The following is a 26,374-nucleotide window of genomic DNA, read 5'->3' as shown; positions in this document are numbered from 1 at the left end:
AGCCTCATCGTACCAGTTGACTGATTGATAAGTAAACGCTTAAACGAAGCAAATAAAGAGGTTGATATGCTTTTAAGATAAAGCCCGTATTCAAGACTTAAGCGTTCGATTAAAAGTGTTATAATCCTTTTTATTTATTCGAAGAATCCTGTGCACCCAAGAAACAAGCATAATTCAGGCTATGATCTAGACAAGCTCATGGCGATTGAGCCCGCTTTAAAGAATTTTACTTACAACCGAGCTGATGGCATAAAAAGTATCGACTTCACTAATCCAGATGCCGTAAAACTGTTGAATAAAGCACTGCTTAAGTCAGACTACGATATACAAGTTTGGGATATCCCCGCACAGTTTTTATGCCCTCCGGTTCCGGGCAGAGCAGACTATATCCATGCGCTGAAAGATCTCTTAGATGAAAGTAACTTGCCCGATAAGGTGCAAGGCGTAGATATTGGCACTGGTGCCAATTTGATCTATCCCATCTTAGGATCAAGAGAGTATAACTGGCGCTTTGTTGCCTCTGATATCAATCCTCTTGCTGTGAAGTGTGCCAAAACCATCGCAGAACTAAATAGGTTGCCGGTAAAAGTGATGCAACAAAAGCAGCCTAATCACTTTTTTAAAACGATAATAAAAGCAAACCAGTTTTATCATTTTTCAATGTGTAACCCGCCCTTCCATGCCAGTGAAGCAGATGCAAACAAGGGCACGCAAAGAAAGTGGAAAAACCTAAACAAAGCACCACAAGCGTCGCTAAACTTTGGCGGCCAAGCTCAAGAGTTGTGGTGTGACGGTGGAGAAAAGCGCTTTATACTGGATATGATCTCTGAGAGCGTCACTTTCAAAGAGCAAGTTTACTGGTTTACTTCCCTTATCTCGAATAAAGACAACGTAAAACCACTTAAACAACAACTTAAACAGGTCGCTGCCGAGCAAGTGAAAGTGATCGAGATGGAACAAGGTAATAAGACAAGCCGTTTTATCGCCTGGAGTTTTTTCAAACCTTAGCGATGTGTATATGGTGGACGCGAGTTCACCTCGCGATGTGTTAATTGGCTTGCAAGGTTTTAAATCCCAAACAGAAAAAACCGTTGTATTGTTGAAACGGGTTTTGGAATACATGTTTTTTACTGAAACTTCATTGCAACCCATCGGTGGGTGAACCACCCCCTACGATGCAGTGTATATGGTAGTAGGAGCGAGTTTACCTCGCGATGTGTTGATTGGCTTGCGAGGTTTTCTATACCCCAAACAGCAAAAAACCCGTCGCATTACTGCAACGGGTTTCTCTTATTTGGCCCTGGCGATGTTCTACTTTCACATGGGTAATCCACACTATCATCGACGCTGTTTTGTTTCACTTCTGAGTTCGGCATGGGGTCAGGTGGGTCCAAAACGCTATAGTCACCAGGAAATTCTGTTCATCAATGAAGTCTCCCTCATTAATGTAAATCCGGAAAAAGCTATTAAATTCTTTGTCTACTTTAGTCTATTAACTTCTGTTAGCTAAGGCCTCCATGGATGGAGGTCATGCTAGGAATTGTCTGGAACAATTCTAGTAAACCACTTTGGCGTTGTATGGTTAAGCCTCACGGGTAATTAGTACGAGTTAGCTTAATGCCTCACAGCACTTCCACATCTCGCCTATCAACGTTGTAGTCTTCAACGGCCCTTCAGTTGACTCTAAGTCAAAGTGAGAACTCATCTCGAGGCCTGCTTCCCGCTTAGATGCTTTCAGCGGTTATCAGTTCCGAACGTAGCTACCGGGCAATGCAATTGGCATCACAACCCGAACACCAGCGGTTCGTCCACTCCGGTCCTCTCGTACTAGGAGCAGCCCCTCTCAATTCTCAAACGCCCACGGCAGATAGGGACCGAACTGTCTCACGACGTTCTAAACCCAGCTCGCGTACCACTTTAAATGGCGAACAGCCATACCCTTGGGACCGACTTCAGCCCCAGGATGTGATGAGCCGACATCGAGGTGCCAAACACCGCCGTCGATATGAACTCTTGGGCGGTATCAGCCTGTTATCCCCGGAGTACCTTTTATCCGTTGAGCGATGGCCCTTCCATTCAGAACCACCGGATCACTATGACCTACTTTCGTACCTGCTCGACGTGTCTGTCTCGCAGTTAAGCTTGCTTCTACCATTACACTAACCGTACGATGTCCGACCGTACTTAGCAAACCTTCGTGCTCCTCCGTTACTCTTTGGGAGGAGACCGCCCCAGTCAAACTACCCACCAGGCACTGTCCTCAACCCCGATTCAGGGGCCTAAGTTAGAACATCAACACTACAAGGGTGGTATTTCAAGGTCGGCTCCACAGAAACTAGCGTCTCTGCTTCAAAGCCTCCCACCTATCCTACACATGTAGGGTCAATGTTCAGTGCCAAGCTGTAGTAAAGGTTCACGGGGTCTTTCCGTCTAGCCGCGGGTACACAGCATCTTCACTGCGATTTCAATTTCACTGAGTCTCGGGTGGAGACAGCGTGGCCATGGTTACACCATTCGTGCAGGTCGGAACTTACCCGACAAGGAATTTCGCTACCTTAGGACCGTTATAGTTACGGCCGCCGTTTACCGGGGCTTCGATCAAGAGCTTCGCCTAAGCTAACCCCATCAATTAACCTTCCGGCACCGGGCAGGTGTCACACCGTATACGTCATCTTACGATTTTGCACAGTGCTGTGTTTTTAATAAACAGTCCCAGCCACCTGGTCACTGCGGCTCTCGTTTGCTTACAGAGCAAGTCCTTCACAAACAAGAGCGTACCTTCTCCCGAAGTTACGGTACAATTTTGCCTAGTTCCTTCACCCGAGTTCTCTCAAGCGCCTTAGTATTCTCTACCTGACCACCTGTGTCGGTTTAGGGTACGATTCAGTATGAACTGAAGCTTAGAGGCTTTTCCTGGAAGTAGGGCATCAACAACTTCACCACCTTAGTGGCTCGTCTCGACTCTCAGCCTTGGTAACCCGGATTTTCCTAAGTCACCAGCCTACAGCCTTTCACATGGACAACCAACGCCATGCTTGCCTAGCCTGCTCCGTCCCCCCATCGCATTCATACCGAGTACGGGAATATTAACCCGTTTCCCATCGACTACGCTCTTCAGCCTCGCCTTAGGGGTCGACTCACCCTACCCTGATTAACATGGGATAGGAACCCTTGGTCTTCCGGCGGAGGAGTTTTTCACTCCTCTTGTCGTTACTCATGTCAGCATTCGCACTTCTGATATGTCCAGCATGCCTCCCGGCACACCTTCAGCCACTTACAGAACGCTCCCCTACCCCGCATACTTACGTACGCAGCCGTAGCTTCGGTGGTATGTTTAGCCCCGTTACATCTTCCGCGCAGGCCGACTCGACTAGTGAGCTATTACGCTTTCTTTAAAGGGTGGCTGCTTCTAAGCCAACCTCCTAGCTGTTTTAGCCTTCCCACATCGTTTCCCACTTAACATACACTTTGGGACCTTAGCTGACGGTCTGGGTTGTTTCCCTCTCCACGACGGACGTTAGCACCCGCCGTGTGTCTCCCGGATATTACTTTACGGTATTCGGAGTTTGCAAAGGGTTGGTAAGTCGGGATGACCCCCTAGCCTTAACAGTGCTCTACCCCCGTAAGTATTCGTCCGAGGCTCTACCTAAATAGATTTCGGGGAGAACCAGCTATCTCCCGGTTTGATTAGCCTTTCACTCCTAGCCACAGGTCATCCCCTAACTTTTCAACGTTAGTGGGTTCGGTCCTCCAGTTGATGTTACTCAACCTTCAACCTGCCCATGGCTAGATCACCGGGTTTCGGGTCTATACCCTGCAACTTAAGCGCCCAGTTAAGACTCGCTTTCGCTACGGCTCCCCTAAATGGTTAACCTCGCTACAGAATATAAGTCGCTGACCCATTATACAAAAGGTACGCAGTCACCCAACAAGTAGGCTCCTATTGCTTGTACGTACACGGTTTCAGGTTCTATTTCACTCCCCTCACAGGGGTTCTTTTCGCCTTTCCCTCACGGTACTGGTTCACTATCGGTCAGTTGGGAGTATTTAGCCTTGGAGGATGGTCCCCCCATATTCAGTCAAAGTTTCACGTGCTCCGACCTACTCGATTTCACTTTAGATAAGTTTTTGTGTACGGGACTATCACCCTGTTTCGTCATGCTTTCCAGCATGTTCCACTAACTACACTAAAGCTTAAGGGCTGGTCCGATTTCGCTCGCCGCTACTTTCGGAATCTCGGTTGATTTCTTTTCCTACGGGTACTTAGATGTTTCAGTTCTCCGCGTTCGCCTCGTTAACCTATGTATTCAGTTAACGATACCTGCAAGCAGGTGGGTTTCCCCATTCGGAAATCCTAGTCTCAAGCGCCTCTTACTGGCTTGACTAGGCTTATCGCAAGTTAGTACGTCCTTCATCGCCTCCAACTGCCAAGGCATCCACCGTGTACGCTTAGTCACTTAACCATACAACCCAAAGTAGTTTTTCTTCGCTTTTGTCTTTTATGCTGCGTTCCTCGATATTTTTGCTTGGTCACATAACACGTTATGCTCCCGTCGACAAAAATCTCAAGCGCCTTGCCTAAAAACCAAAATCATTGAAAATATCTAATTTGACATTGTATATCAAAGACTGATTTAACTTCGCCAGAAGTTAATATTGAATACTAAAGTAGACGCTAATTAATCATCAAATGATTAATCGGCATTTTCTTTCGAAAACTCGATAAATAACTTTCGTTATCTATCAGAATTTAATTTTTCAGCTTTTCCAAATTTTTAAAGAGCAATATCACTTAGCCATCAGGCCAAGCAACAATCATCTGTGTGGACACTTCGAACAAATAAGTTCTAAATCGTATAAGGAGGTGATCCAGCCCCAGGTTCCCCTAGGGCTACCTTGTTACGACTTCACCCCAGTCATGAATCACTCCGTGGTGAACGTCCTCCCGAAGGTTAGACTATCCACTTCTGGAGCAACCCACTCCCATGGTGTGACGGGCGGTGTGTACAAGGCCCGGGAACGTATTCACCGCAACATTCTGATTTGCGATTACTAGCGATTCCGACTTCATGGAGTCGAGTTGCAGACTCCAATCCGGACTACGACAGGCTTTAAGGGATTCGCTCACTATCGCTAGCTCGCTGCTCTCTGTACCTGCCATTGTAGCACGTGTGTAGCCCTACACGTAAGGGCCATGATGACTTGACGTCGTCCCCACCTTCCTCCGGTTTATCACCGGCAGTCTCCTTAGAGTTCCCGACCGAATCGCTGGCAACTAAGGATAGGGGTTGCGCTCGTTGCGGGACTTAACCCAACATCTCACAACACGAGCTGACGACAGCCATGCAGCACCTGTATCAGAGTTCCCGAAGGCACCAAACCATCTCTGGTAAGTTCTCTGTATGTCAAGTGTAGGTAAGGTTCTTCGCGTTGCATCGAATTAAACCACATGCTCCACCGCTTGTGCGGGCCCCCGTCAATTCATTTGAGTTTTAACCTTGCGGCCGTACTCCCCAGGCGGTCTACTTAATGCGTTAGCTTTGGAAAAGTTGTCCGAAGACCCCAGCTCCTAGTAGACATCGTTTACGGCGTGGACTACCAGGGTATCTAATCCTGTTTGCTCCCCACGCTTTCGTACATGAGCGTCAGTGTTGACCCAGGTGGCTGCCTTCGCCATCGGTATTCCTTCAGATCTCTACGCATTTCACCGCTACACCTGAAATTCTACCACCCTCTATCACACTCTAGTTTGCCAGTTCGAAATGCAGTTCCCAGGTTAAGCCCGGGGCTTTCACATCTCGCTTAACAAACCGCCTGCGTACGCTTTACGCCCAGTAATTCCGATTAACGCTCGCACCCTCCGTATTACCGCGGCTGCTGGCACGGAGTTAGCCGGTGCTTCTTCTGTCAGTAACGTCACAGCTAGCAGGTATTAACTACTAACCTTTCCTCCTGACTGAAAGTGCTTTACAACCCGAAGGCCTTCTTCACACACGCGGCATGGCTGCATCAGGCTTGCGCCCATTGTGCAATATTCCCCACTGCTGCCTCCCGTAGGAGTCTGGACCGTGTCTCAGTTCCAGTGTGGCTGATCATCCTCTCAAACCAGCTAGGGATCGTCGCCTTGGTGAGCCTTTACCTCACCAACTAGCTAATCCCACTTGGGCCAATCTAAAGGCGAGAGCCGAAGCCCCCTTTGGTCCGTAGACATTATGCGGTATTAGCCATCGTTTCCAATGGTTGTCCCCCACCTCAAGGCATGTTCCCAAGCATTACTCACCCGTCCGCCGCTCGTCATCTTCTAGCAAGCTAGAAATGTTACCGCTCGACTTGCATGTGTTAGGCCTGCCGCCAGCGTTCAATCTGAGCCATGATCAAACTCTTCAATTAAAAGTTTTTTTGAAACCTAAGTTTCATGCTCAATGAATTCTGATTGTTTGTTTCTACTTTTCAAAAAAGTAAAATCAAAACGAATTGACTATATAGTCACTCAGTTACAATTGAGACTCTAAATTTGTTTGCGTCATCTAGCGAACTAGAATCTGCTGTTAGAACTCAATCTGTACGAGTGCCCACACAGATGATTGCTTCATATTTTTAAAGAACATTTCGAAACATTTCGTTGTTTCGAGGGATGTGCATTCTAAGCACTCCCGATTTTTTGTCAATACTTAATTTTGAATTTCTTTAGCAGAAGTTTCGAACTTAAGTTTTACTTGTTGACGCTAACTCGTTGCTGCTTTGCTTTTCAGCGTGGCGCCCCGTGTCAGTGGGGTCGCATTATAGGGCGATCCGATTTTAGTGCAACCCTTTTTTTCGGTTTTTTCTATTTATTTTTCAATTGCTTTTTAGCCCACCGAATCCTAACAACTTATCCACATTTTCTGTGGATAACCCACAGGAATTTCGGCTTTTGCTTTTCTTTGTGGTAGATTACCGCCCCATTATTTACTCGTTCTTAGAAAAAGGCTAAATACATGGCTGATATCTTAAACTCGATAAGTGGTCTTTTATGGGGCCATCTACTTATCTACCTCTTAATAGCTGCTGGTGTATTCTTCACAATTAGGCTTGGCTTTATTCAATTCACCCAATTCCCATATATGGTGAAGGTAATGATGCAAAGTCGCGAAGGTGCTGAAGATGGTATCTCCTCTTTTCAAGCATTCTGTACTTCACTCGCCGCACGGGTTGGTACCGGTAATATGGCAGGTGTTGGCGTTGCGCTCTATTTAGGCGGTCCTGGTGCGATATTATGGATGTGGCTCATTGCCTTGATTGGTATGGCGACCAGTTTTGCTGAAAGTTGCTTAGCGCAGCTATATAAAACAAAAGATGATGACGGAAACTTCCGTGGTGGCCCTGCTTATTATATGGAGCTAGGTTTAAAACGTAAGTGGATGGGGGTGTTATTCTCACTTTGCCTTATCCTTGCATTTGGTTTCGTCTTTAATGCAGTACAAGCCAACTCCATTGCTGCAGCATTTAACGTTGCCTTTGATGTGCCTAAATATGTGATGGGTATTGCGTTAGTAGCAGCTTCTGGGATTATCATCTTCGGTGGTTTAAAAACTATTGCACGCTTTGCCGAACTTGTCGTACCTTTTATGGCCGTTGCTTATCTTATACTTGCACTTTACGTCTGTGCTGTGAACTTTGCGCAGCTACCAGATATATTCATGCTAATAGTAAAAAGTGCAATGGGTATTGAGCAAGCGGGTGCTGGTGCGATTGGCTACGCCGTAATGCAAGCGATGCTTCAGGGGATCAAGCGCGGCTTATTCTCAAATGAAGCCGGTATGGGTAGCGCAGCAAACGCTGCTGCAAGTGCAACACCAAATCCAAACCACCCAGCATCACAAGGTTATGTACAAATGCTAGGTGTATTTGTAGATACCATAGTGATCTGTACCGCGACCGCTTCGCTTATTCTTTTATCTGGTCAGCTTGAACCAAACTCTGGTTTAACTGGCATTGAATTAACACAATCTGCATTGGTTCATCATGTAGGTGAATGGGGCGCAATTTTCGTTGCGGTCGCTATTCTATTTTTCGCTTTTACCTCCATTGTTGCCAACTATAGTTATGCAGAAACCAACCTACTGTTCTTAGATCACCATTCAAAGAAAGGCATGATGGTATTCAGAGTTTGTGTATTAGGTATGGTAATGTTTGGTGCGGTAAGCGAACTTGGACTGGTTTGGACACTCGCTGATATTTCAATGGGTTTAATGGCTGTAGTTAACGTGATTGCACTCTTTATGCTTCGCAAAGTCGTGCTATGGCTTGCCAACGATTATAAAAAGCAGCTTAAAGCTGGCGTAACCCCAGAGTTTGATCCTAGTACTAACCCTGAAGTAGAAAAAACACTACCAAAAGGCATTTGGACTAAATAGACCAATACAGCGCACTAATGCTTATATTTAGTGCGCTTTCTTCTTATAAAACCCAATTTAAATGAAGAAGAACACAAAAACACGCCCTTGAGTTCATTTAATGTCCAAACAAACCAACCACTTATTGCCTTTCAAAAAAAAATCCGTATAGTAAAGCACAAGTCGGCATATAGCGCAGCTTGGTAGCGCACTGTCATGGGGTGTCAGGGGTCGCAGGTTCAAATCCTGCTATGCCGACCAGCTTTTCCTTACCCTGTTCAATAAGTTAACTTCATTCATTTCCTTTCGTAAATACCCGCTATTAGTACGGTAGTATTGAACTTTCTGATTTTCGCTCGTTATTCCAGTTTAGACTTATGAACTTTGTTTTCTTTGATGTATTAGAAGCTCACCTCAATGAGCATCGCTAGCGACTTCTTTCAATGTCAGCGCCTTAAAACAATGTAAGAACCATTCCTCGTCAGAGGCAAGGCTTCAAAAACGAATAACTCTGATGGCTAATTCAGCTTGAATAGATTTGCCGAAATAAGAACACTAAAAATAGATTGCTGATATGAGCTGCTAAATGCTTTCTCCCGACACAACCTCTCACTTTAAACTTCAAACAGTGTAATTTCTATTTCCAGTACTCTACGTGACCAGGCCAAAACGCATGCATTACTCAGTTTTGTATAGTTTGTGCCCGTTCCAATATGTCGGCTCTGCCCCTAGCCTCTATTTTCCAGTTAATTAGTAAAATGAACATGATGGGCTATTAACATACTTTATAGCTATAACACCGTATAAATCGGCTCTTTCATAGTAGTTCTCAACTAACAGCAGCAATCACAAAACACAATACATTTACATTAAAGTAATAATACTGACAAATAACCTACCTAGTATTGCGTGACTTTCAATTAAGCACGGAGATTAAAATGAAATTCGCAATACTTATGCTTGCAGTCAGTGCGACTGCAAATGCAAACACCAACATATGTAGCAACTACGGTTGCCCAACTGGCACACCATCAAGTAATGATATCGTTGAGCGACCTATATATGTGCTTAGCAATAATCGCGCAACAAAGTTTGCGGACTGGGTAGCATACAAAGTCACACCAAGCACAATTGATGGCCCAAGCCGTTCAAGGACTTGGAAATCTGACCCTAAAATTGCAAGTAGATACACGCTAGAGCCAAGTGACTACAGCGATGCATGGGCAACTATTCATACAGATAGAGGTCATCAAGTGCCTTTGGCATCGTTTTCCAATACATCCAATTGGAGCGATACTAACTACCTCTCGAACATTACCCCGCAATCATCAAACCTTAATCAAGGCCCATGGGTTAAATTAGAAAATGCAGTGAGAAGTTTAGTGCGCACGGGCGAAAATGCTTATGTGTTCACGGGTCCCTTGTATGAATATTACTTTGCTACCTTGCCTGGTGCTGATGAATCTCACACTATTCCGTCAGGCTATTTTAAGGTCGTTGTCACAATAGCAGGCTCAAATGTGAAGGCTTCTGCTTTTATCATGGAGCAAACTTCAGGTAGATATCTTGATTACTGCAAAACAGAAGTAACCATTGACGAAGTAGAGCAAAGAGCAGGCCTGAATATCCTACCTAGCCTGCCAAGCTATAAAGCCACCGACATTGAGGGTCGAGTCGGTGGTCTTAGCTCACAACTAGGTTGCTAGTTATGAGGGCTATCAGTTGGTAGCCCTTTAATTTACTTTGTAATTTGCACCAAGGCATTTACTCGATGAATACCCGCCTCATTTAAGGTTTGATTACATTACTTTTCATGCCATTTTACGGCTATGTTTTTGACTCGGAATTTCCCATTGGCCTGCCTGTCACAGCGGCTCTGATTGGTACGTTCAATATGAATGTTTGGCAGGTCTACCTGCGAGGCTTCCACTTCACTAAGTTGCTCTAAACACATAAGTTGCGTCACTTCACGGAGCGAATTATCTTCGACTAGATTTTCAACTAGACGTTTGCCTTTAGCCTTGTTCACCACATTACTGTTGCTTTTATTCTTTGAATGTAACTTGGGCATTGAAAACGTACTGCCTGCTGGATAAAACGAATAGTAGAAATGCTGTGGCTTATGAGTTTCAATCACAACTACGCCCTGCTTACCAAGTACCGAGAACTCCTCTTCAGTACTTTCAAATTTTAGTGCTGTGGTTTCATCCACACCAAAACCAAATTTTTGGCCGCTTTTAAGTGCTAACACCGCAAGCCTAAAACTTCTGCCTCTTTCACTAAAATGCGTATCTAAAACGCCAAAGGAAAAGACTCCTAAGCCACCTGTAGCATCATAAGTTAATGCATCGGCATTTAGCTTGCCACATCCACCATGCTTTTCGCAGTGTTGTACTGGAGCAGAAGCATTTATCGCGCCATTTAATATAGCTTCGATGCTGCTACCATTGGTGATCATGGGAACATAACCGAAGGCATTTTTACCACCGGCCTGCACCGCTGTTCCGGCACTTGTACCGATAATTATTGGTATCTCCTTTAGCACTTCAGTCCAAGGATAAGGCGTTTGCTTATCGGTAGCATACATTACTAGCTTAGTGAGTGATTGATCACCGCCGTTAAACATGATCGCATCCGCATTTACCAACTGCTGTTTCACCTTCTCAATCCCTTGCTGGCAAAGATTATATTCGGTTAATGTTCTATCTGGATAAATGACTTCACGATTATAAACCCCATTGAGCTGGTTACGATAGCTATCTAGGTTTTCACAGTCACCGCTACTAAGCGCCCCAGCTAATGCCGGAGTAAGGGGGAACCACAGGGCATTAACATCATAGCTTTGAAATAATCCTTCATAGAAATCAGCAGACTCATAAGGATCACGAGATGATGCAGTGACAAGCAGCAGTCTTTTGGTTTTTGTCTTGCCAATGCGTTTAGCAATATCTTCTATGATTTCAGTGCTCGCTGGCTCATTGTTTCCGTTAGTATTAACTATTTCAGGTATACGTTTATGCTGATACAGCAAGGGCAGTTCAAGCATATCGAAGAAGAAGTTATATTCTTTATCACTCCAACTGCGATATAAGCCTTCATCAAGTTGTTTCGCATGCTGCGCAAGCTGTAGTTTAGATAAGACTTTGTTCGATGGTAATTTCTTAAGCAGTTTAAGGGTGCGCCTTAGGTGCGCGCGATTGTTAGTTGGCCAACCTTTAGCGAACGTATTTATTGCAATTTCATCAACAGAAAACAACAAATGTGTTTTCACAGCCGCTGAAAATTCGACATTTTCTGCACAGTTTTTTGTGGCCATACTAGAACAGGTTTTGAGTGCCCCGCCAATCAAATAAAGTGTTTGTGCAGAAGAGGTTAAGCTGAAGAAAAGCGTACCCACAGTTAACACTGTGGTTATAAAAAACACAACATTCATGATAAATTCCAAACAAATTTGTTAAAAACGACTTGTCAGCACAAAAACGCTTGTGCTATAAATTTTAATGAACATTGCGAAGCGCAAGCTAGCACACGCTGGTTTGCATTGTCAAAAAACACGAGATGAAAATATGTTGAAGAATGCGTTCAAATTTGTTTGCTACTTCTACTCACCTCACTACCTTTCTGAGTGGTTCGACGAGTAGACACACGGTGTAAAGCCGTGGCGTTGTCTATTAATTGCAACCCCACCTCTTGATTTCTATAAAAATTAAACGGCTGACTTAAGGCGTACTATCGCGATTATTTTTCGTAGTGGCGTGGCTTTTATCTGTCCAATTGAAACTGACCTATTGTTTTTAACGCTTTTTAAGCACAGACGATTGCGAAGTTTCAATTCAGTAGAGCAATAAACACAACAAATAAATTCTACAGCAACGCCATTCGCCTGTACTAAGCCGCTCATCAACAGAAAGTAGGTGAAGTAATGTACAACAAACTATTCGTAGCAATTTCAGCAGCCTTGGCTGCTTCAAGTTTTAATACTCATGCAGAAGAACAAACAGATCAAAACGTAAAAGCCGTTGAAAGAATTGAGGTCACGGGCTCTCGCATAAAAGGCGTTGATTTAGAAGGCACACAGCCCATTACTATCTTGAGCTCAGAAGACATAGACCGCTCAGGTGCTTCCTCAATTTTCGAGTTACTTCAAGACCTTCCTCAATTAAAAGGTGGCTCTGGCACGTTCTCCACAAGCGAGAGTGGCAGTACATCAACCTCAACACCCGCGGGGCAAGCAGCAGCCAGTTTACGAGGCATGGGTCCTTCAGCGACGTTAACCTTGATCAATGGTCGTCGTGTCGCGCCAAGCTCTTTTGCGGCGGGCACACAAAACTTTGTAGATGTAAACGCCATCCCCTTAGCGGCAATCGAACGAGTTGAGATCCTAGCGACTGGGGCATCCGCAATCTATGGAGCCGACGCCGTTGCGGGTGTGATTAACTATATTCTTAAAGACAATTACGATGGTGCAGAACTTGAGGTTAGCTATGGTAACAGTCTTGAAAGCTCTGATGAGGGCAAAACACAAGTCAATCTAATTTGGGGAACTGAAGTTGGTAATGGCAGCCTTATGTTGTTTGCAGATTTTTACGACCGAAGCCAATTTAACGCAACAGATAGAGACTTCTTAGCAACACCCAACTTAGTTAACGGATATTCTTATCTTCCTAAACTCAACAATACGCCTAATATTTATTATTACAGCAGTCGCGACGGTAATGAGCTTCCAGCACCTGGCTGTATGAGCCAGCTGGTCACCACTGAGTATGGGGAGCAGATCTGTGCTTACTATGGTAATCAAGATGATGTCCTAAGCACTCCATTTGAGAGTGTGTCTGGTGGTGCAATGCTCAATCAGCAGGTTGGCGAGTTAACTTGGAAAACTGAATTTTTTATCAGTAAAACAAAATCAACCGCTTATTCAACCCCAGCCGCAATCAATCAGATTGATGACAGTGAAGGTCCGTGGGTGAGAGAGGATTCCCTCTTCATTTATAACGACGCAAGCGGTAACAACTCGCTACTTGATTCACTTTACATCGACCCATTCAACACACAACTTGGACAGGAGCAATGGGGGTTTCAGTTTGATGCTCGCTTTACCTCACCACGCACCATTGAAGTCGAAAGCCAAAATATGCGATTGGTTTCGAGCCTAGAAGGGCAGCTAGGCGAATGGGATTGGGTATCAGGGATTATGTTCTCTGAATCTAAATCAGATCAGGTGGCCACCGATGGGGTATACAATCGTTATAAGTTTCATGCCGCTTTGGCCGGGGAGCTATGTGGTGATGGGAACATTGCCAGCATTAACGACGGCCAGTTAAGCTGTGCTAATAGTAACCTTCTCGACTTTTATAACCCATTCTTAGCAGGCAATGCCACTAACGATGCAACACTTGCACTTACCAAAGCACGTCCAACCCGAGAAGGTACAAGCCGTATTTACAGCTGGGATTTTACTGTATCGGGTGAGCTCTTTTCTTGGCAAGATATCGCGGTACAGTCCTCGTTTGGTGTCGAAGCACGAAAAGAAGAGCTGTCGGACACCCCTTCAAATGATGCGGTTGCAGACGCTGCCAACGATTACTTAGTTGATGTATTTGGTTATGGCTCTAGCATCGCGGACGCAAAAAGAACGCAGCTAGGTGCATTTGTAGAGCTATACATTCCAGTAACAGAAACAGTAGAAATGCAGGTGGCTGGACGATATGACCACTTTGACGACTTTGGCTCAACTTTTAATCCAAAAATCGGCATAAGCTATCGCCCTACTGATGCCCTAATGTTACGAGCCGGTTGGTCTACTTCTTTTAGAGCACCGTCTTTAACGCAGGCAGGGGTAAAGCTGAGAACAACGACTTCAACCTTCGATTGCGGCGCGAATCAAGCTGTCGCCGATCTGTATTGTGAGGGTGATGGCACGCAAGTTACGGTTAACTCCTTAGAGCTTGGTAACAGCCAACTTAATGCCGAAGAGTCTGAATCTATTTCTCTAGGTTTAGCCTGGAGCCCAACTCGAGATACCACTATCGCGATTGATTACTGGCAATTTGAATATACCGACGTTATTGATACAAATATGACCGCTGTACTCAGTCGTGCGATTACAGATCCGTCGTTGCGTCATTGTGGCCATGTGCCTGATGGTCAGATGGGTATTTCGTATGATGAAGATGTGTGTAGCGTAACCGATACACAAGGTTTGAGCATAGATCAAAGCGGCGCTGATCTAAGCGAAATTTTGGCGGCTTATATCGATGAGTTTGACCCTCGCGCTCAAAGCCTACAACTATATCGCGATCATGTTATTCAATTAGAGAACACAGGTAACCAAGATATTGCTGGGTTGGACATTAAATTTAATCATAGATTTAGATTAGATAACGCTGACTTAACCGTGAAACTGGATGCAACTCATTACCTTGAATACGAACGCAATAAACCGGGTTCTGATCAGAGTGAAGAACTTGTTGGGACCTTTAGATACCCTGAAAATATAGGCAGGGTTTCAGTGACTTATAACGCTGATAATTTTTATGTCTCGCTGGGTGCAAACTATACTGACAGTTATGAGGACGACATCGAAGGGCTACGTGGGCGAGAAATCGACGAGTTAGCTGAACTTGGGCAACTCGATAGCGAAGGGAAACGAGATGTTGATAGCTGGACAGTGGTTGATGTTAGTGCGGGTTATGAGTTCTCAGCGCACCTAAAAGTGAGGCTCAGTATTGATAATCTTTTCGATAAAAAGCCTCCTGTGGTTTATGGCTCATCGCGAGGCTTCGACTCAATCAATCACAACGCGTTAGGCACCAACTATACTCTCGGATTAACTTACCAGTTCTAATGGTTCTAATGGAGAAATGGGGGTAACCCCATTTTCGTTTTTTATATGCGAAAAACTATAAAAATGCCTGACGCATTCGTTATTTTGCTGGTGATCGCAGGGCTGTGCTATGCGGTGTCACACTTTATTTTGCCCGGCTCGTTCGAGCTAACAAGAGCTAATGATACCGTTGCACTTTCACAGTTTTCACAAGCACAAACACCTGCACCTTTACCTTTGTTTGCCACTCAAGGTGAAGCAGGATTGTTCAACGTACTATTTGAGGGGCTCGTGAGTGGAGACAGAAATGGAGCCGCTATTGGGGTTATCGCTTTTATCCTCATAACAGGTGGTGCATTTGGCGTGTTAATGCAGACCAAAGCAATAGACAATGGCATTATGGCGCTGATCAATTCTACACAAAGGATTGATTGGCTATTTATCCCTAGTCTGTTCATCACCTTTGCTTTGGGTGGTGCCATATTCGGCATGGGTGAAGAGGCTATCGCATTTTGTATTGTGCTTTACCCTATCATGATGAGGCTTGGCTATAACGCCCAAGTTACCGTGCTTGTGACTTATGTTGCAACGCAAATCGGGTTTGCTACTTCCCCCATGAACCCTTTTAGCATTGCCATAGCACAAAGTATCGCTCAGTTACCGGTATTCTCAGGCACAGAGTTTAGGGTTGCTCTCACCACCCTATTCACATTCGTTGGACTGGTTTTTACGGTGCGCTACGCTGCGAAAATACGAAAAAAGCGTGAGGATATCATTGCAAGTACTTCGCCCTCAGAGCTACAGCTTGTTGATAAGGCGTTATTGCTTGCATTTTTCATGGTAATTATTTGGGTCATTTACGGTGTGACTGCAAAAGGATACTACATCCCCGAACTTGCCACTCAGTTTTTTGTGCTGGGGCTGGTCATCGCCCTAATAGCTAAATTTGGAGGACGCCAGTCTATTAGCCAATCAGTTACGGCATTTAAAACAGGAAGCGCAGATCTGCTGCCTGCAGCTTTGCTAGTTGGTCTCGCCAAGGGACTTGTACTATTACTAGGCGGGAGCGATCTCCAAACACCTTCAATCTTAAATACTGTGCTTTATTATGCGGCTACCTTAATAACCCAAGTCCCTGATGCGTTGGCAGCTTGGTTTATGTATGTATTCCAATCTTTATTCAACTTCTTTGTTTCTTCGGGCTCCGGACAAGCAGCTATTACTATGCCCATTATGGCACCTCTTTCAGACTTAATTGGTGTTTCTCGGCAAACTTCTGTACTGGCTTTTCAGCTTGGAGATGGACTGAGCAACATCATTATCCCAACCTCAGCAAGTTTAATTGGCTGCTTAGGGGTTGTTAAACTTTCTTGGAACGATTGGGTGCAGTTTATTTGGCGCTTTATGTTACTTCTTTTCACATTAGCAAGTGTGGTCACCATATTTGCTCACTTAACAAATTACCAATAAATTTATGCTAACACTTATTAAAAATGTTGAGCTTTTTACGCCTAAAAAGCTCGGAAAGCGTGATGTCCTTTTTGCTGGGAAAACAATCCTCGCCATTGAGGAGGATATCGAAATAAACAGCAACTTGGAGTTCGCTATCGTTGACGGACAAGGATTTATATTAGCCCCCGGATTTGTCGACTCTTTAGTGCACTTTAGTGGCGGTGGTGGCGAAGCGGGTTTTGCGAGCCGTACCCCGCAAATGAACCTCACTGATGCAACGCTATATGGGATCACGACTGTCATTGGCGCACTTGGCACCGATGATGTCAGCCGAACACACACCGATCTAGTTGCTAAAGCGAAAGGGTTAAAACAAGAGGGGTTGAACGCCTTTTGCCATACAGGCTCTTACCACTTGCCAATAAAAACGCTTGGTCACAGTATCCGTCACGACATTATGTATATCGACGAAATCATCGGTGTTGGGGAAGTTGCAATCGCCGATCATCGAGGTACGCAGCCTTCGGTAAAAGAGCTTACGACCATTGCAGCAGAAGCGAGAACTGCAGGTCTATTGAGTGGCAAACGTGGTACCGTTTCCATTCACGTTGGAACAGGTGTTGAACACTTACAGCTCCTCCATGAAGTAGCACTGTCTAGTGAAATACCGCTCAGTCAGTTTTACCCAACTCATATGAATCGAAATGCCGAATTGCTAACTGCGGGGATTGCATTTTGCAAAGCTGGCGGAACCATCGACTTTACCACTAGCACCACCGAGTACGACTTAGCCAATGGTGAGCTAGCAGCAGCCGAGGCGTTGGCATATTGCTTAGACAAAGGCGTGAACGCACAGCAACTAACCATGAGCTCCGACGGACATGCGAGCTTGCCAATTTATAATGAACAAAATCATTTAGTTGGATTTGAAGTGGGTTCAGAGTCTTCGCTGCTTGGGGCGTTCCAGCAAGCGGTGCAGCAATTTAATGTGCCGCTTGACTTAGCTCTGCAATCTATTACGTCCAATCCAGCGAGGATTTTAGGATTAAATAAAGGTGAGATCTCTGTCGGTAGTGATGCCGACCTTGTTTTGCTCGACGCAAACACGCTAACGCCACATAGCGTTTGGTGTAACGGTCAAAAAATGGTTGAAAGCCATAAGCCACTAGTCACTGGTTTCTTCTCTTAAAGTTTGGCAGGTAGCACTATGCTGCCTGCTAATTTACGGAAGTTTTAAAAGTAATCAACCAGCTCATATCTAATCCGAGCCTCAGGATAAATCAAAAATAGCTGTACAACATAAGTGCCCCAGCGCTAAACATAACCACATTTTCAGTTAGTGATATAAAACCTAAAGGCACATCAGTGTCACCACCAACGCATGCACATTTGAGCGCTTTTTTATCAATGTATACGGCCTTGAACACCGAGATTGCACCTATAAGCCCTATGAATATTGCCACTGGTGCATAATAAATGGCAGGCAAAGTTGTTAGCATACAAACGCCGGCATATAACTCTAAGTAAGGGTAAGCATACGCGTATTTTAGATGACGCATCGCTAACAAGTCGTAAGTGATAAAGGAGTTTGTAAAGCTATGAACATCCCGTATCTTTTGTACCGCGAGTAACAGCATAGAAAACCCAATAAAAGGCTTTATCCATTCTACAAGATTATCAACAGGAAATTGTGTCGCGAATGTGAGCAGCAGCGCGACTAAAAATATCGAAAGTACTGGCCAGTATACGTTTTTCTTTTCCTTATGTGACGGCTTGCCTAGATATCGGCGTAGCGCTTCATAACCACCAATGTGTCGATCGTTGATAAATATTTGTGGCGTAGTGTCAACGTTATGAGTGGCTTTAAATTCATTCGTCTGTTCCCTTGATTTGAGCACATTGTCGTCTACACAAAAACCCTCTCGTGAAAGCAAATCCCTAGCTCTGAGACCAAAAGGGCAAATGTGCGATGAGGTATGCATTCGGAAAAGTGTCGCATTTTTCACTGGTGGCTCCCCCTATTTTATTACAAACATAAGTAGAAATTACCGACTGAGTAAATCAGCTAAGAAAAATCTGCCGACATTAGTGCAATTTCAGCTTAATGATTGTAACTAAAGCGAATTCCATACCACCTTTAATTACACTCAATAACATGAAAACGGGTTGAATTTATTGATGTATCACAATCAAATTAATCTCGGTTAAGGTAACCATGGATAAACCTGATCTTGGTCAGCAAACCTTTTATTAAACTACGGTTTGGTTAAAAAAACCTTCTGACTATAAAGTCTTAGATTTATATTTCGCCTTGTCTTTAGCTACCGAGATAAAAAACAAATGTCAAAAATAATGGGTAGGGAAATAAAGTTAGGCAAGCACAGTGTATTGCTTTCAACAACGGATCTGGACAGTCGAATTACATACGCAAATCAGTCATTTTGTGACATCGCGGGTTTTAGCATTGAAGAAATGCTTGGTCAGCCGCACAACTTAGTGCGCAATCAGGATATGCCAAAAGCGGCATTTAGAAATATGTGGTCTACCATTCAAAACGGCCAATCTTGGATGGGACCTGTTAAAAACTTAACAAAAAATGGGGATTACTATTGGGTAAACGCTTTCGTCACTCCAATTAAAGACGAGCGAGGCAACATAGTTGAATACCAATCTGTAAGAACTTGCCCTTCTTCCGAGGTAATCAAACGCGCAGAAAATGCTTATCGCACTCTTGATAGCCAACAAAAAACGAGTCGCTATGACAGCACTCGCCTCTCATTTATGTTATTGCTTTTCGTCGCGATAACTTTGCCTCTAGCCCCTCTATTAAACAATCATTGGTTTACCCTGCTACCATTGACTCTGTTATGCATCACGATTGCGTTAACCGCACGTTTTCGCTCTAAATATAAAGCTTTGCTCACACAAGCCAAAACGATTTTTGATAATGATTTAATGTCTGTGATATACGGTCAATCTCGAGACAGAGTTGCCGATATTACACTGGCATTAGAAATGCAAAAGGCGAAAATTTCTGCGGTAGTAGGCAGAGTGAACGATGTATCTGTTCGAGTAAGTGAAAATGCAAAACTTACCACACAAAGCGGTCAATTCGTTGCCGAGTTACTAAAACAGCAAACAAGCGAGGCAAAAGAAATGGTTGTTTGCATGGACGAGTTTTCGCAAACGATTGATGAGCTCTCAGAAAACGTAAACCATGCTGCAGATGCAGCCAATAATTCAGAGCACCAAGCTGGGCTTGGTAAAGCCGCAGTAAAAGACGTTATCGATTCTATTCACTATCTTGATGAGCATTTAATGGAAGTGAACAATGCCGTAAATCGCTTAGTATCGGGAAATGACCGCATTCAAAATATTCTTAGTGTTATCAACTCTATTGCCGATCAAACCAACTTGCTTGCGCTAAATGCGGCAATTGAAGCCGCCCGAGCGGGCGATCATGGCCGGGGATTCTCAGTTGTAGCAGATGAAGTTCGCACGCTTGCACAGCGCACACAAACTTCCACAGAAGAAATCACGCAATTACTTAAAGAACTAAATGATATTTCCAGCTCTGCTGTTGATTCAGTGCAAAAAAGTAATAGTCTATCAAATCAAAGTGTTGACCTTGCAAAGAATAACGGTTCAAGCCTTGATACCATTCAAAGTCATGTCATGCATTTAGCCGATTTAAATCGCAGTGTTGCCGCCGCCATTGAACAACAAAGTTGTGTGGTAAAACAAATAAGCATAAACGTTGACAGCGTGACTACGCTCGCAGAGAGAGGCACAGAACATGGCGAGAAATCTTTTACTTTAAGTCAAGAGTTACTATGTCAAATTGAGCAGCAAACACGCCTGATACAGCAATTTTCTCAAACATGAGAAAACCAAATAAACCACAACTTATTATTTAACCTGAGGTTTGGATAAGGAATGTTCCAACTCATTGTTGCTAAAGCACAACTTAGTTTTTTCCTTGTCTAGCCAGCAAGTTTTAGGGAAAACAAGGCAAATTTACGCACCAATAGCTGGCTATTGGAAGTGAATTCAACGCAGTTAGCGCTAAAACTGGCTGCTAGAAAGGCATTAATTATCCGCAGCTCAGGTTATTTACGTAGTTCAAAGTCAAAAAGACGCTTAGATATCAGTGGACCTTAATATTTAATTGGATACCTTGGGTCCACTGACCTTGCAGCTAAAGACAGTATTATAGTTCGGCCTCAAGAATGGCGAGTGCGTCCTTTTCTGCCTGTTTCACATTGCCATCGGCTTCAATAACACGCACGGCTAAGTCTTTTGCAAGTTTACGCATCGGCTCATCGATAATGTTATTCATGCGGTGTTGCACATAAGCTTCAATGTCATTATTTTTTATCGCAATAACAGATTTTGAAAGGCTATCTTCGATGTAATCGTCTAATGCGATTGCAGAGTTCCACTGCAGACTTTTTGCCCACTTTCTCACAACATGTTTTTCACTTTCACTGATGACCCCATCAACACCAATAAATAGTAATGCGATATCAATTAGGGCTTCTTTTTGCATCTGATCGACACAAATACCTGTGTCAAAGTGATTGAGTAGCTGTTCAAATTTCATAATTCTTCCTTAACCCTTTTCTGCAAGACAAGATCACAGATATTTCAAGACGGAACAAAAAACGCTAAGATTTAAACATATGCTAACTTTTTCCATTTGTCATATTAAAAAAGTGCAAGTTCAATTACGCCACATCCCGTAGGCCGTAAAAAAGTCGAAAAAATAAGAAGGCTCCACTTATTACATTTCACTTTTCACAATTAAAAAATTCCCAAATACTGCCAACTTTATTACCTCTACCGCTAAAAAGCGTTATCCCTGCAAAGCAACACCTCTAATACATACGACTAAAGAAGCAGCCCTAAGAGAAAATATCAATTATAAAGTTTGATTTAGTAAGAAAAGATCATTACCTCCACAATTGATTCATTTTGTTGAAATAATTTGCACACTCTCAGAATCAATCGAAGAAAAATAGGAACAACAATGAAAGAGTTAAAACTAGGAATGAACTTATCATTTTTCATTTCCCTTTCTATTATAGCGTTTACCTTACTTGTTCTAGATGCCTTAATCGTGTCAGAAAGAATCAGCATGGTTTCTTTTGTCCAATTAACGCTATCTGCAGCAATCATGTTTTATATTGTTACAGGGTTATGGGCAATATTCAGTGGTCAAAGCCGAGTAATCATCTGCAATCAAGGCGTGGTTTATCACAGCCTGTTAGGCCAAAAGCATTATATTCCAGCAGAAGAAGTGGAAAAAATCTCGGTGGAACGATTACTTTGGTTTAGTTATACCAAGCTTTATCTGACAAGCGGTGTACTAAGAATTTGGTCTTTCAAACCCAACCTTGCGCAACAGCAAAGCCTTAAACTACTGGGATATATTTAATCCCAAGTTTATTGGTGTGTAGTAGACCTTATAAATTTGCTTTCAAAACGAGGCATTGAGTAAGATAACCTAAATTCATAACGAGGTTATTATGCAAAGACAATATGCGATAGGTACGCCCGGCGTACCTTGGACTTCCAAAGAAAAAACAGTGTGGTTAGAAAGCCAATCGATCAAACGCTCATACTCTGAAGAGGTCATAACTCAAATAGAAACGCTCAAACACGTTTTTGACGTCACCGAGTATGGTCAGCTTGACTACCCAAATCAAACTTATTCTCTATATGCATTAACAACAAAAAACTGGCAGCAAAACAAACCAACCATACTCGTTACCGGTGGCGTGCATGGTTATGAAACAAGCGGTGTACATGGAGCGCTCGCTTTTGCAAAATCAGAAGCGCAACAATATGAACAGGCTTATAATTTCATTATCTTGCCTTGCTTGAGCCCTTGGGGCTATGAAACGATAAACCGCTGGAATCCACAAGCCATTGATCCTAACCGCTCTTTTTATGCAGATAGCCCAGCGCCTGAGTCTCGATTGGCAATTAACTTTGTCGACAAGAAAGCAGCAGATATTCTGTGTCATGTTGATTTACACGAAACCACAGATTCTGATAATTCTGAATTCCGCCCTGCATTGGCAGCAAGAGATGGTAAAGAGAATCACAATTGGAACATTCCTGACGGTTTCTATTTAGTTGGACATACTCAAAAACCGGAAGCTAAATTTCAAAAACGCATTATCGAAGAAGTGGCTGCGGTAACGCAAATTGCCGACGCCGATGACCATGAGCAGTTAATCGGTGTTGATTTAGAGCAGCACGGTGTAATTAATTATGATGGCACTGCGCTCGGTTTATGTATGGGTATGACAAATGCCGCTTTTGTAACAACAACTGAAGTTTATCCTGATGGTCAAAACGCAACACCAGAAAACTGTATCGCGGGTCAAGTGGCAGCAATTAGAGGGGCCATTAAGTACTTACAAAGCGAGAGCCAATAAGATTTAAGAAGGTGTGGTTTGTTAAACCACACCTAGGAGAATGAAAAGAGCCTACCAAATTGTCATATTGTGCAGCATTAAACTTTTCCGATGAAAACAACTCGTCCCGTTATAATAAAACCTAATTCGCTAAGTCTTCCTTACCGCTAACCACCCCAAAGATTTCTTTAAATGAAGTCGGCTTTTGCAAAATACTCACTGGAATATGCAATGCTCTTGCGATATCACTAGCAGAGATCATACCCCGGAGCCCTTCCGGACCAACCAATAAAACGTGCTGCAATCCTAAACTCTGTAATGTTTCAAGCACATCTCCTATCGTACTTTTGGCAACCATTTCATAGGGAACAGCATATAGCTCTTCTTTACTCACCATCACATCTTCAACGCACACATCTTCTCTCGACACCTGTTTTCTTTGTGCAACACTTAAGACCTTTCTGCCGGTGAGGTCACGACAATTTACCACTCCCAAGAAATTATCATCTTCGTCAACAACGAGCTTTGAGCGCACATGGCCATTTTTCATCATGTATAAAGCATGATCAAAATCGACGTCTTTTGCTATCACTTGAGGCTGCCTGCGAGTAAAGTCAGTCACTACCTTAACCGCACTACTGTCCATATTTAAAGGTTCTGAATCGAAGTGATCACAAAGCTGAAATACCCCTTCCAACTTAACGGTTTTTAACGCTTTGTATTGGCCCATTTTATACTCCTGCTTTTATAAAGCCCTTCGAAAGTCTGGTTTTTATGTTGTGGTTAACAATCCACAACTAAAGATAAAAAGAACAACCAGTGTAAAGGCAGTAAAAAATTATTTTTGGTAACTGGAAAAGTAAGAGAGGTTACGAAGCTCGAGCACATGAGAGCTAATCTCACACCTCTCTAATTAAAATATGGTTTATACCGTGAATATATTCAAGTCAATGAAGTCTAAAACTCCTGTAATCTCAGTGTAATGCCGTGTAATAGCTAAATTAAAGTAAACGAATTAGACTGAAGATGTTTGCTAGGATTTATCACCCTAATATCAAACAATTGGTTTAAGCTTTGGGATTCTGCGTCAAACTAGAAAAACTGTAATTCCAAATTAGACCAAGCCGGTACGTAAGTACTGGTGAATTCTTCCCTCAACGAGACCCACCTCGTGGGTCTTTATCATTGAGTAGAAGGAAATAAAATTGTATGCTTCACGGCACTTATACATTGATATAGATGAAATTTACGCCTTGCTGAATTGTGATATCTATTTTGTATAAGCATGTAATTTTCATCAAAGTTATACGGAACTAACTATGGCTTATTTAATCGACGAACAGAAACTCGAACGAGTCTATCTTAAAAGCTATCATACGGTAGGCCGCTATAAATATAGTGTAGATACCTTGATAGACAAGCCGGGAGTGTCGCGACATCACGCCATTATCGAACTCAATGAAAACAAATGGTTTATTAGAGATGTAAGTACAAACGGCATCTGGATAAACGATAAAAAGCTCGACAAGAACCTGCCGTATCAGCTATTCGAAAATGATAAGATTGATTTTGCAGCACCTGGTCAAAACTCGTTTGTCGCGGCGAACTTGCAAACCGAGTGTCAATATTTAGTTTCTCAGTCAAACAACCAAAAAGTAGTAGAAGTAACGAATCAACTTCTACTTCCTAGTGAAGATGACCCTAAACACATCATTTACTATGATAAATTGCTCAACTATTGGTTTTTAGAAGATCTAAATACCTCAGATCGACAAGCCTTAATAGATGGCAGTATTGTATCGCTGATGAACGACCAATGGATGTTTTTTTCTGCCACGACAATCGCGGTAACTAAACACCTTGAATGCCAAAAAGCTGCCAAGCCAATGGCATTAGAGTTCAATGTAAGTCAAGACGAAGAAGATACTCAGCTAACACTAAGTGTTGACGATAAACACCTAGATTTAGGCGTCAGAAGTCATCACTACTTACTGTTGCTGCTTGCCAGAACTCGGATCCAAGATAAAGATGCAGGCCTTGAATCGGATGTTCAAGGTTGGGTTTACCGCGATGACTTAGCAAAAGCACTCGGCGTACAAACAAACCATATGAACATTATGGTTCACCGCGCACGCAAGCAATTTGTCGATTCCGGTGGCGAAGATTACCCGGAAGCAACCTTTTTATTGGAAACCCGCTGTGGCCGAGTAAGATTAAATTGCCAAGATATCACGATAATAAAAGGCTCTAAATTAGAAACACGCATGACAACTTAAGCGATATTGTTAGTTGGGCAGAAATCACATTTCAGCCCAACTATTTGCCTATGCTTTATACTCTCCAGCATTATTCACTATTTTGTTTTCGAGCTCTTTACATAGCCCCAATACGAATAAAAGCTCCACAAGCACAAACAGTGGTCCAATTGCTAAACCAATCAAATCATCGACAAACGCAGGCTTTTTTCCTTCGAAATAATGCCCTATAAACTGCAACACCCAACCTACAAAGAAAACACCAGCCCAAAACAATACGGTCAATATTCCAGCATTAACAATGAGTGGGTTCAGCGTTTGAACAAGGAAATAAAAAGCCAGTATGATGGCGCTCATCATGAGCCCGAGAATGGGGGATAGCATCAGGTAATAGCCACATAAAATTACCCCTATCAGCGCGGCAAGCGTGATGGTCACTCCTGATACATCGAACAACGGGATAAAAGTCATACCCACAACAGCAATGACAATTAACGGGATCCCAAAAAAGTGAGTCAGAATGTTTCTTTTGCTGCGATGATACATGGCATACTGACTTAATAACGTCTCTAGTTTGTTCATTATTGTTCTCTCATTGATACCAATTATCCTACTGATAATTAGTCAACAAAGAAAATTTATCAATAAAAAATTCTATTAGCGTATTAGGGCCTATATAAATAACCAAATAAACAGCATACCGAATACAATAGTCTGCATTATGAGCACCATCAACAGCTTAAAATTAAAGCTCGGTTTGATGGTTTTATGCCTGAGCATATACATTGCCACTGGTGTGATAATATTGAGCCCAAGTAACCCACACAGTAGTAAATTACGCTCAGGAATACGCGATTGAGCAAACGTTGAAGCGCGCTTATCCCACCAAAAAAGTGCAAATATAAATACATTGATCACCAACAACACCACTGCAGAAATAACCGCTTGCCAAGGTAGCTTAGATACGCAAAGTGTCCCTAACCACACGCCAGCCCCCCAAAATAGACCCATCTGCTGATGCATTAAACGAACCGCTGACAT

The 26,374-nt window shown here is 43.3% G+C and carries 16 protein-coding genes, 1 tRNA gene and 3 rRNA genes; 11 read left to right on the top strand and 9 right to left on the bottom strand.

What is annotated here, in order from left to right; all coding sequences use genetic code 11:
* Positions 1 to 150: 150 nt before the first annotated feature.
* On the top strand, positions 151 to 1,008 hold the full coding sequence (gene rlmF / locus PPIS_RS22910; protein WP_010379220.1) for a 23S rRNA (adenine(1618)-N(6))-methyltransferase RlmF: 858 nt from the start codon (positions 151 to 153) through the stop codon (positions 1,006 to 1,008).
* Positions 1,009 to 1,298: 290 nt separating this feature from the next.
* On the opposite strand, the gene rrf is transcribed toward rlmF, so the two are convergent.
* The 3 genes from rrf to PPIS_RS22895 all read right to left on the bottom strand — a co-directional run bounded on the left by rrf (position 1,299) and on the right by PPIS_RS22895 (position 6,390).
* Positions 1,299 to 1,412: ribosomal RNA gene (gene rrf / locus PPIS_RS22905) — 5S ribosomal RNA — on the bottom strand.
* Between the two features lie 166 nt (positions 1,413 to 1,578).
* A 23S ribosomal RNA gene (locus tag PPIS_RS22900) occupies positions 1,579 to 4,463 on the bottom strand.
* Positions 4,464 to 4,857: 394 nt separating this feature from the next.
* Positions 4,858 to 6,390, bottom strand: a 16S ribosomal RNA gene (locus PPIS_RS22895).
* The 16S, 23S and 5S rRNA genes sit together here, the layout of an rRNA operon.
* 587 nt (positions 6,391 to 6,977) lie before the next feature.
* Here PPIS_RS22895 and PPIS_RS22890 point away from each other — a divergent pair.
* The 3 genes from PPIS_RS22890 to PPIS_RS22880 all read left to right on the top strand — a co-directional run bounded on the left by PPIS_RS22890 (position 6,978) and on the right by PPIS_RS22880 (position 10,081).
* Complete coding sequence (locus PPIS_RS22890; protein ID WP_010374768.1) at positions 6,978 to 8,396, top strand: alanine/glycine:cation symporter family protein; 1,419 nt, start codon at positions 6,978 to 6,980, stop codon at positions 8,394 to 8,396.
* 163 nt (positions 8,397 to 8,559) lie between these two features.
* Positions 8,560 to 8,636, top strand: a tRNA-Pro gene (locus tag PPIS_RS22885).
* A gap of 677 nt (positions 8,637 to 9,313) precedes the next feature.
* The gene (locus PPIS_RS22880) at positions 9,314 to 10,081 is read left to right on the top strand and encodes a DNA/RNA non-specific endonuclease (RefSeq protein ID WP_010374770.1); all 768 of its coding nucleotides are present in this window, start codon (positions 9,314 to 9,316) and stop codon (positions 10,079 to 10,081) included.
* A gap of 98 nt (positions 10,082 to 10,179) precedes the next feature.
* Here PPIS_RS22880 and PPIS_RS22875 read toward each other — a convergent pair whose 3' ends face one another.
* Positions 10,180 to 11,808 (bottom strand): cyanophycinase, encoded by a 1,629-nt coding sequence (locus PPIS_RS22875; RefSeq protein WP_010374772.1) that lies wholly within the window; start codon positions 11,806 to 11,808, stop codon positions 10,180 to 10,182.
* A gap of 489 nt (positions 11,809 to 12,297) precedes the next feature.
* Between PPIS_RS22875 and PPIS_RS22870 the strand changes: the two genes are divergently transcribed.
* From PPIS_RS22870 to iadA, 3 genes are read left to right on the top strand one after another with little or no spacing between them, the layout of a single operon-like run.
* On the top strand, positions 12,298 to 15,222 hold the full coding sequence (locus tag PPIS_RS22870; protein ID WP_010374773.1) for a TonB-dependent receptor domain-containing protein: 2,925 nt from the start codon (positions 12,298 to 12,300) through the stop codon (positions 15,220 to 15,222).
* Positions 15,223 to 15,267: 45 nt separating this feature from the next.
* Positions 15,268 to 16,671 (top strand): putative basic amino acid antiporter YfcC, encoded by a 1,404-nt coding sequence (gene yfcC, locus PPIS_RS22865; RefSeq protein WP_019647440.1) that lies wholly within the window; start codon positions 15,268 to 15,270, stop codon positions 16,669 to 16,671.
* Between the two features lie 4 nt (positions 16,672 to 16,675).
* A complete protein-coding gene (gene iadA / locus PPIS_RS22860) occupies positions 16,676 to 17,842 on the top strand; it encodes a beta-aspartyl-peptidase (protein WP_010374777.1) in 1,167 nt (388 codons plus the stop codon).
* 91 nt (positions 17,843 to 17,933) lie between these two features.
* Here the strand turns inward: iadA and PPIS_RS22855 are convergent, their stop codons facing one another.
* Positions 17,934 to 18,635, bottom strand: a complete 702-nt coding sequence (locus PPIS_RS22855) for a MauE/DoxX family redox-associated membrane protein (RefSeq protein ID WP_019647441.1) — start codon at positions 18,633 to 18,635, stop codon at positions 17,934 to 17,936.
* A 358-nt stretch (positions 18,636 to 18,993) separates the two neighbouring features.
* On the opposite strand from PPIS_RS22855, the gene PPIS_RS22850 reads away from it, so the two are divergent.
* Positions 18,994 to 20,538 carry a methyl-accepting chemotaxis protein gene (locus PPIS_RS22850; protein ID WP_248694173.1) on the top strand — a complete coding sequence of 515 codons (1,545 nt, stop codon included), beginning with the start codon at positions 18,994 to 18,996 and terminating at the stop codon, positions 20,536 to 20,538.
* A 325-nt stretch (positions 20,539 to 20,863) separates the two neighbouring features.
* On the opposite strand, the gene PPIS_RS22845 is transcribed toward PPIS_RS22850, so the two are convergent.
* Entirely contained in the window at positions 20,864 to 21,256 is a 393-nt protein-coding gene (locus tag PPIS_RS22845; RefSeq protein ID WP_010374783.1) for a tellurite resistance TerB family protein, read from the bottom strand.
* 426 nt (positions 21,257 to 21,682) lie between these two features.
* Between PPIS_RS22845 and PPIS_RS22840 the strand changes: the two genes are divergently transcribed.
* Entirely contained in the window at positions 21,683 to 22,090 is a 408-nt protein-coding gene (locus tag PPIS_RS22840; protein ID WP_010374784.1) for a hypothetical protein, read from the top strand.
* A gap of 91 nt (positions 22,091 to 22,181) precedes the next feature.
* Entirely contained in the window at positions 22,182 to 23,099 is a 918-nt protein-coding gene (locus PPIS_RS22835; RefSeq protein ID WP_010374786.1) for a M14 family metallopeptidase, read from the top strand.
* Positions 23,100 to 23,220: 121 nt separating this feature from the next.
* Here the strand turns inward: PPIS_RS22835 and PPIS_RS22830 are convergent, their stop codons facing one another.
* Positions 23,221 to 23,808 carry a CBS domain-containing protein gene (locus PPIS_RS22830; protein WP_010374788.1) on the bottom strand — a complete coding sequence of 196 codons (588 nt, stop codon included), beginning with the start codon at positions 23,806 to 23,808 and terminating at the stop codon, positions 23,221 to 23,223.
* 589 nt (positions 23,809 to 24,397) lie between these two features.
* On the opposite strand from PPIS_RS22830, the gene PPIS_RS22825 reads away from it, so the two are divergent.
* Entirely contained in the window at positions 24,398 to 25,354 is a 957-nt protein-coding gene (locus PPIS_RS22825; protein ID WP_010374789.1) for an FHA domain-containing protein, read from the top strand.
* A gap of 48 nt (positions 25,355 to 25,402) precedes the next feature.
* Here the strand turns inward: PPIS_RS22825 and PPIS_RS22820 are convergent, their stop codons facing one another.
* Together PPIS_RS22820 and PPIS_RS22815 are read right to left on the bottom strand one after the other, a co-directional pair.
* A complete protein-coding gene (locus tag PPIS_RS22820; protein WP_010374791.1) occupies positions 25,403 to 25,915 on the bottom strand; it encodes an Mpo1 family 2-hydroxy fatty acid dioxygenase in 513 nt (170 codons plus the stop codon).
* Between the two features lie 90 nt (positions 25,916 to 26,005).
* The gene (locus tag PPIS_RS22815) at positions 26,006 to 26,374 is read right to left on the bottom strand and encodes a DUF1294 domain-containing protein (RefSeq protein WP_010374792.1); all 369 of its coding nucleotides are present in this window, start codon (positions 26,372 to 26,374) and stop codon (positions 26,006 to 26,008) included.

It is taken from the genome of Pseudoalteromonas piscicida, from assembly GCF_000238315.3.
Classification (GTDB): domain Bacteria; phylum Pseudomonadota; class Gammaproteobacteria; order Enterobacterales; family Alteromonadaceae; genus Pseudoalteromonas; species Pseudoalteromonas piscicida.
Note: the sequence above shows the minus strand (reverse complement) of the source record. Positions and strands in the feature narration are given on the sequence as shown.

Coding starts and splice junctions, on each gene's coding strand:
- PPIS_RS22890 (WP_010374768.1), top strand. CDS start 6,978: ATGGCTGATATCTTAAACTCGATAAGTGGTCTTTTATGGGGCCATCTA.
- PPIS_RS22880 (WP_010374770.1), top strand. CDS start 9,314: ATGAAATTCGCAATACTTATGCTTGCAGTCAGTGCGACTGCAAATGCA.
- PPIS_RS22875 (WP_010374772.1), bottom strand. CDS start 11,808: ATGAATGTTGTGTTTTTTATAACCACAGTGTTAACTGTGGGTACGCTT.
- PPIS_RS22870 (WP_010374773.1), top strand. CDS start 12,298: ATGTACAACAAACTATTCGTAGCAATTTCAGCAGCCTTGGCTGCTTCA.
- yfcC (WP_019647440.1), top strand. CDS start 15,268: ATGCGAAAAACTATAAAAATGCCTGACGCATTCGTTATTTTGCTGGTG.
- iadA (WP_010374777.1), top strand. CDS start 16,676: ATGCTAACACTTATTAAAAATGTTGAGCTTTTTACGCCTAAAAAGCTC.
- PPIS_RS22855 (WP_019647441.1), bottom strand. CDS start 18,635: ATGCATACCTCATCGCACATTTGCCCTTTTGGTCTCAGAGCTAGGGAT.
- PPIS_RS22850 (WP_248694173.1), top strand. CDS start 18,994: ATGTCAAAAATAATGGGTAGGGAAATAAAGTTAGGCAAGCACAGTGTA.
- PPIS_RS22845 (WP_010374783.1), bottom strand. CDS start 21,256: ATGAAATTTGAACAGCTACTCAATCACTTTGACACAGGTATTTGTGTC.
- PPIS_RS22840 (WP_010374784.1), top strand. CDS start 21,683: ATGAAAGAGTTAAAACTAGGAATGAACTTATCATTTTTCATTTCCCTT.
- PPIS_RS22835 (WP_010374786.1), top strand. CDS start 22,182: ATGCAAAGACAATATGCGATAGGTACGCCCGGCGTACCTTGGACTTCC.
- PPIS_RS22830 (WP_010374788.1), bottom strand. CDS start 23,808: ATGGGCCAATACAAAGCGTTAAAAACCGTTAAGTTGGAAGGGGTATTT.
- PPIS_RS22825 (WP_010374789.1), top strand. CDS start 24,398: ATGGCTTATTTAATCGACGAACAGAAACTCGAACGAGTCTATCTTAAA.
- PPIS_RS22820 (WP_010374791.1), bottom strand. CDS start 25,915: ATGAACAAACTAGAGACGTTATTAAGTCAGTATGCCATGTATCATCGC.
- PPIS_RS22815 (WP_010374792.1), bottom strand. CDS start 26,374: ATGTCAGCGGTTCGTTTAATGCATCAGCAGATGGGTCTATTTTGGGGG.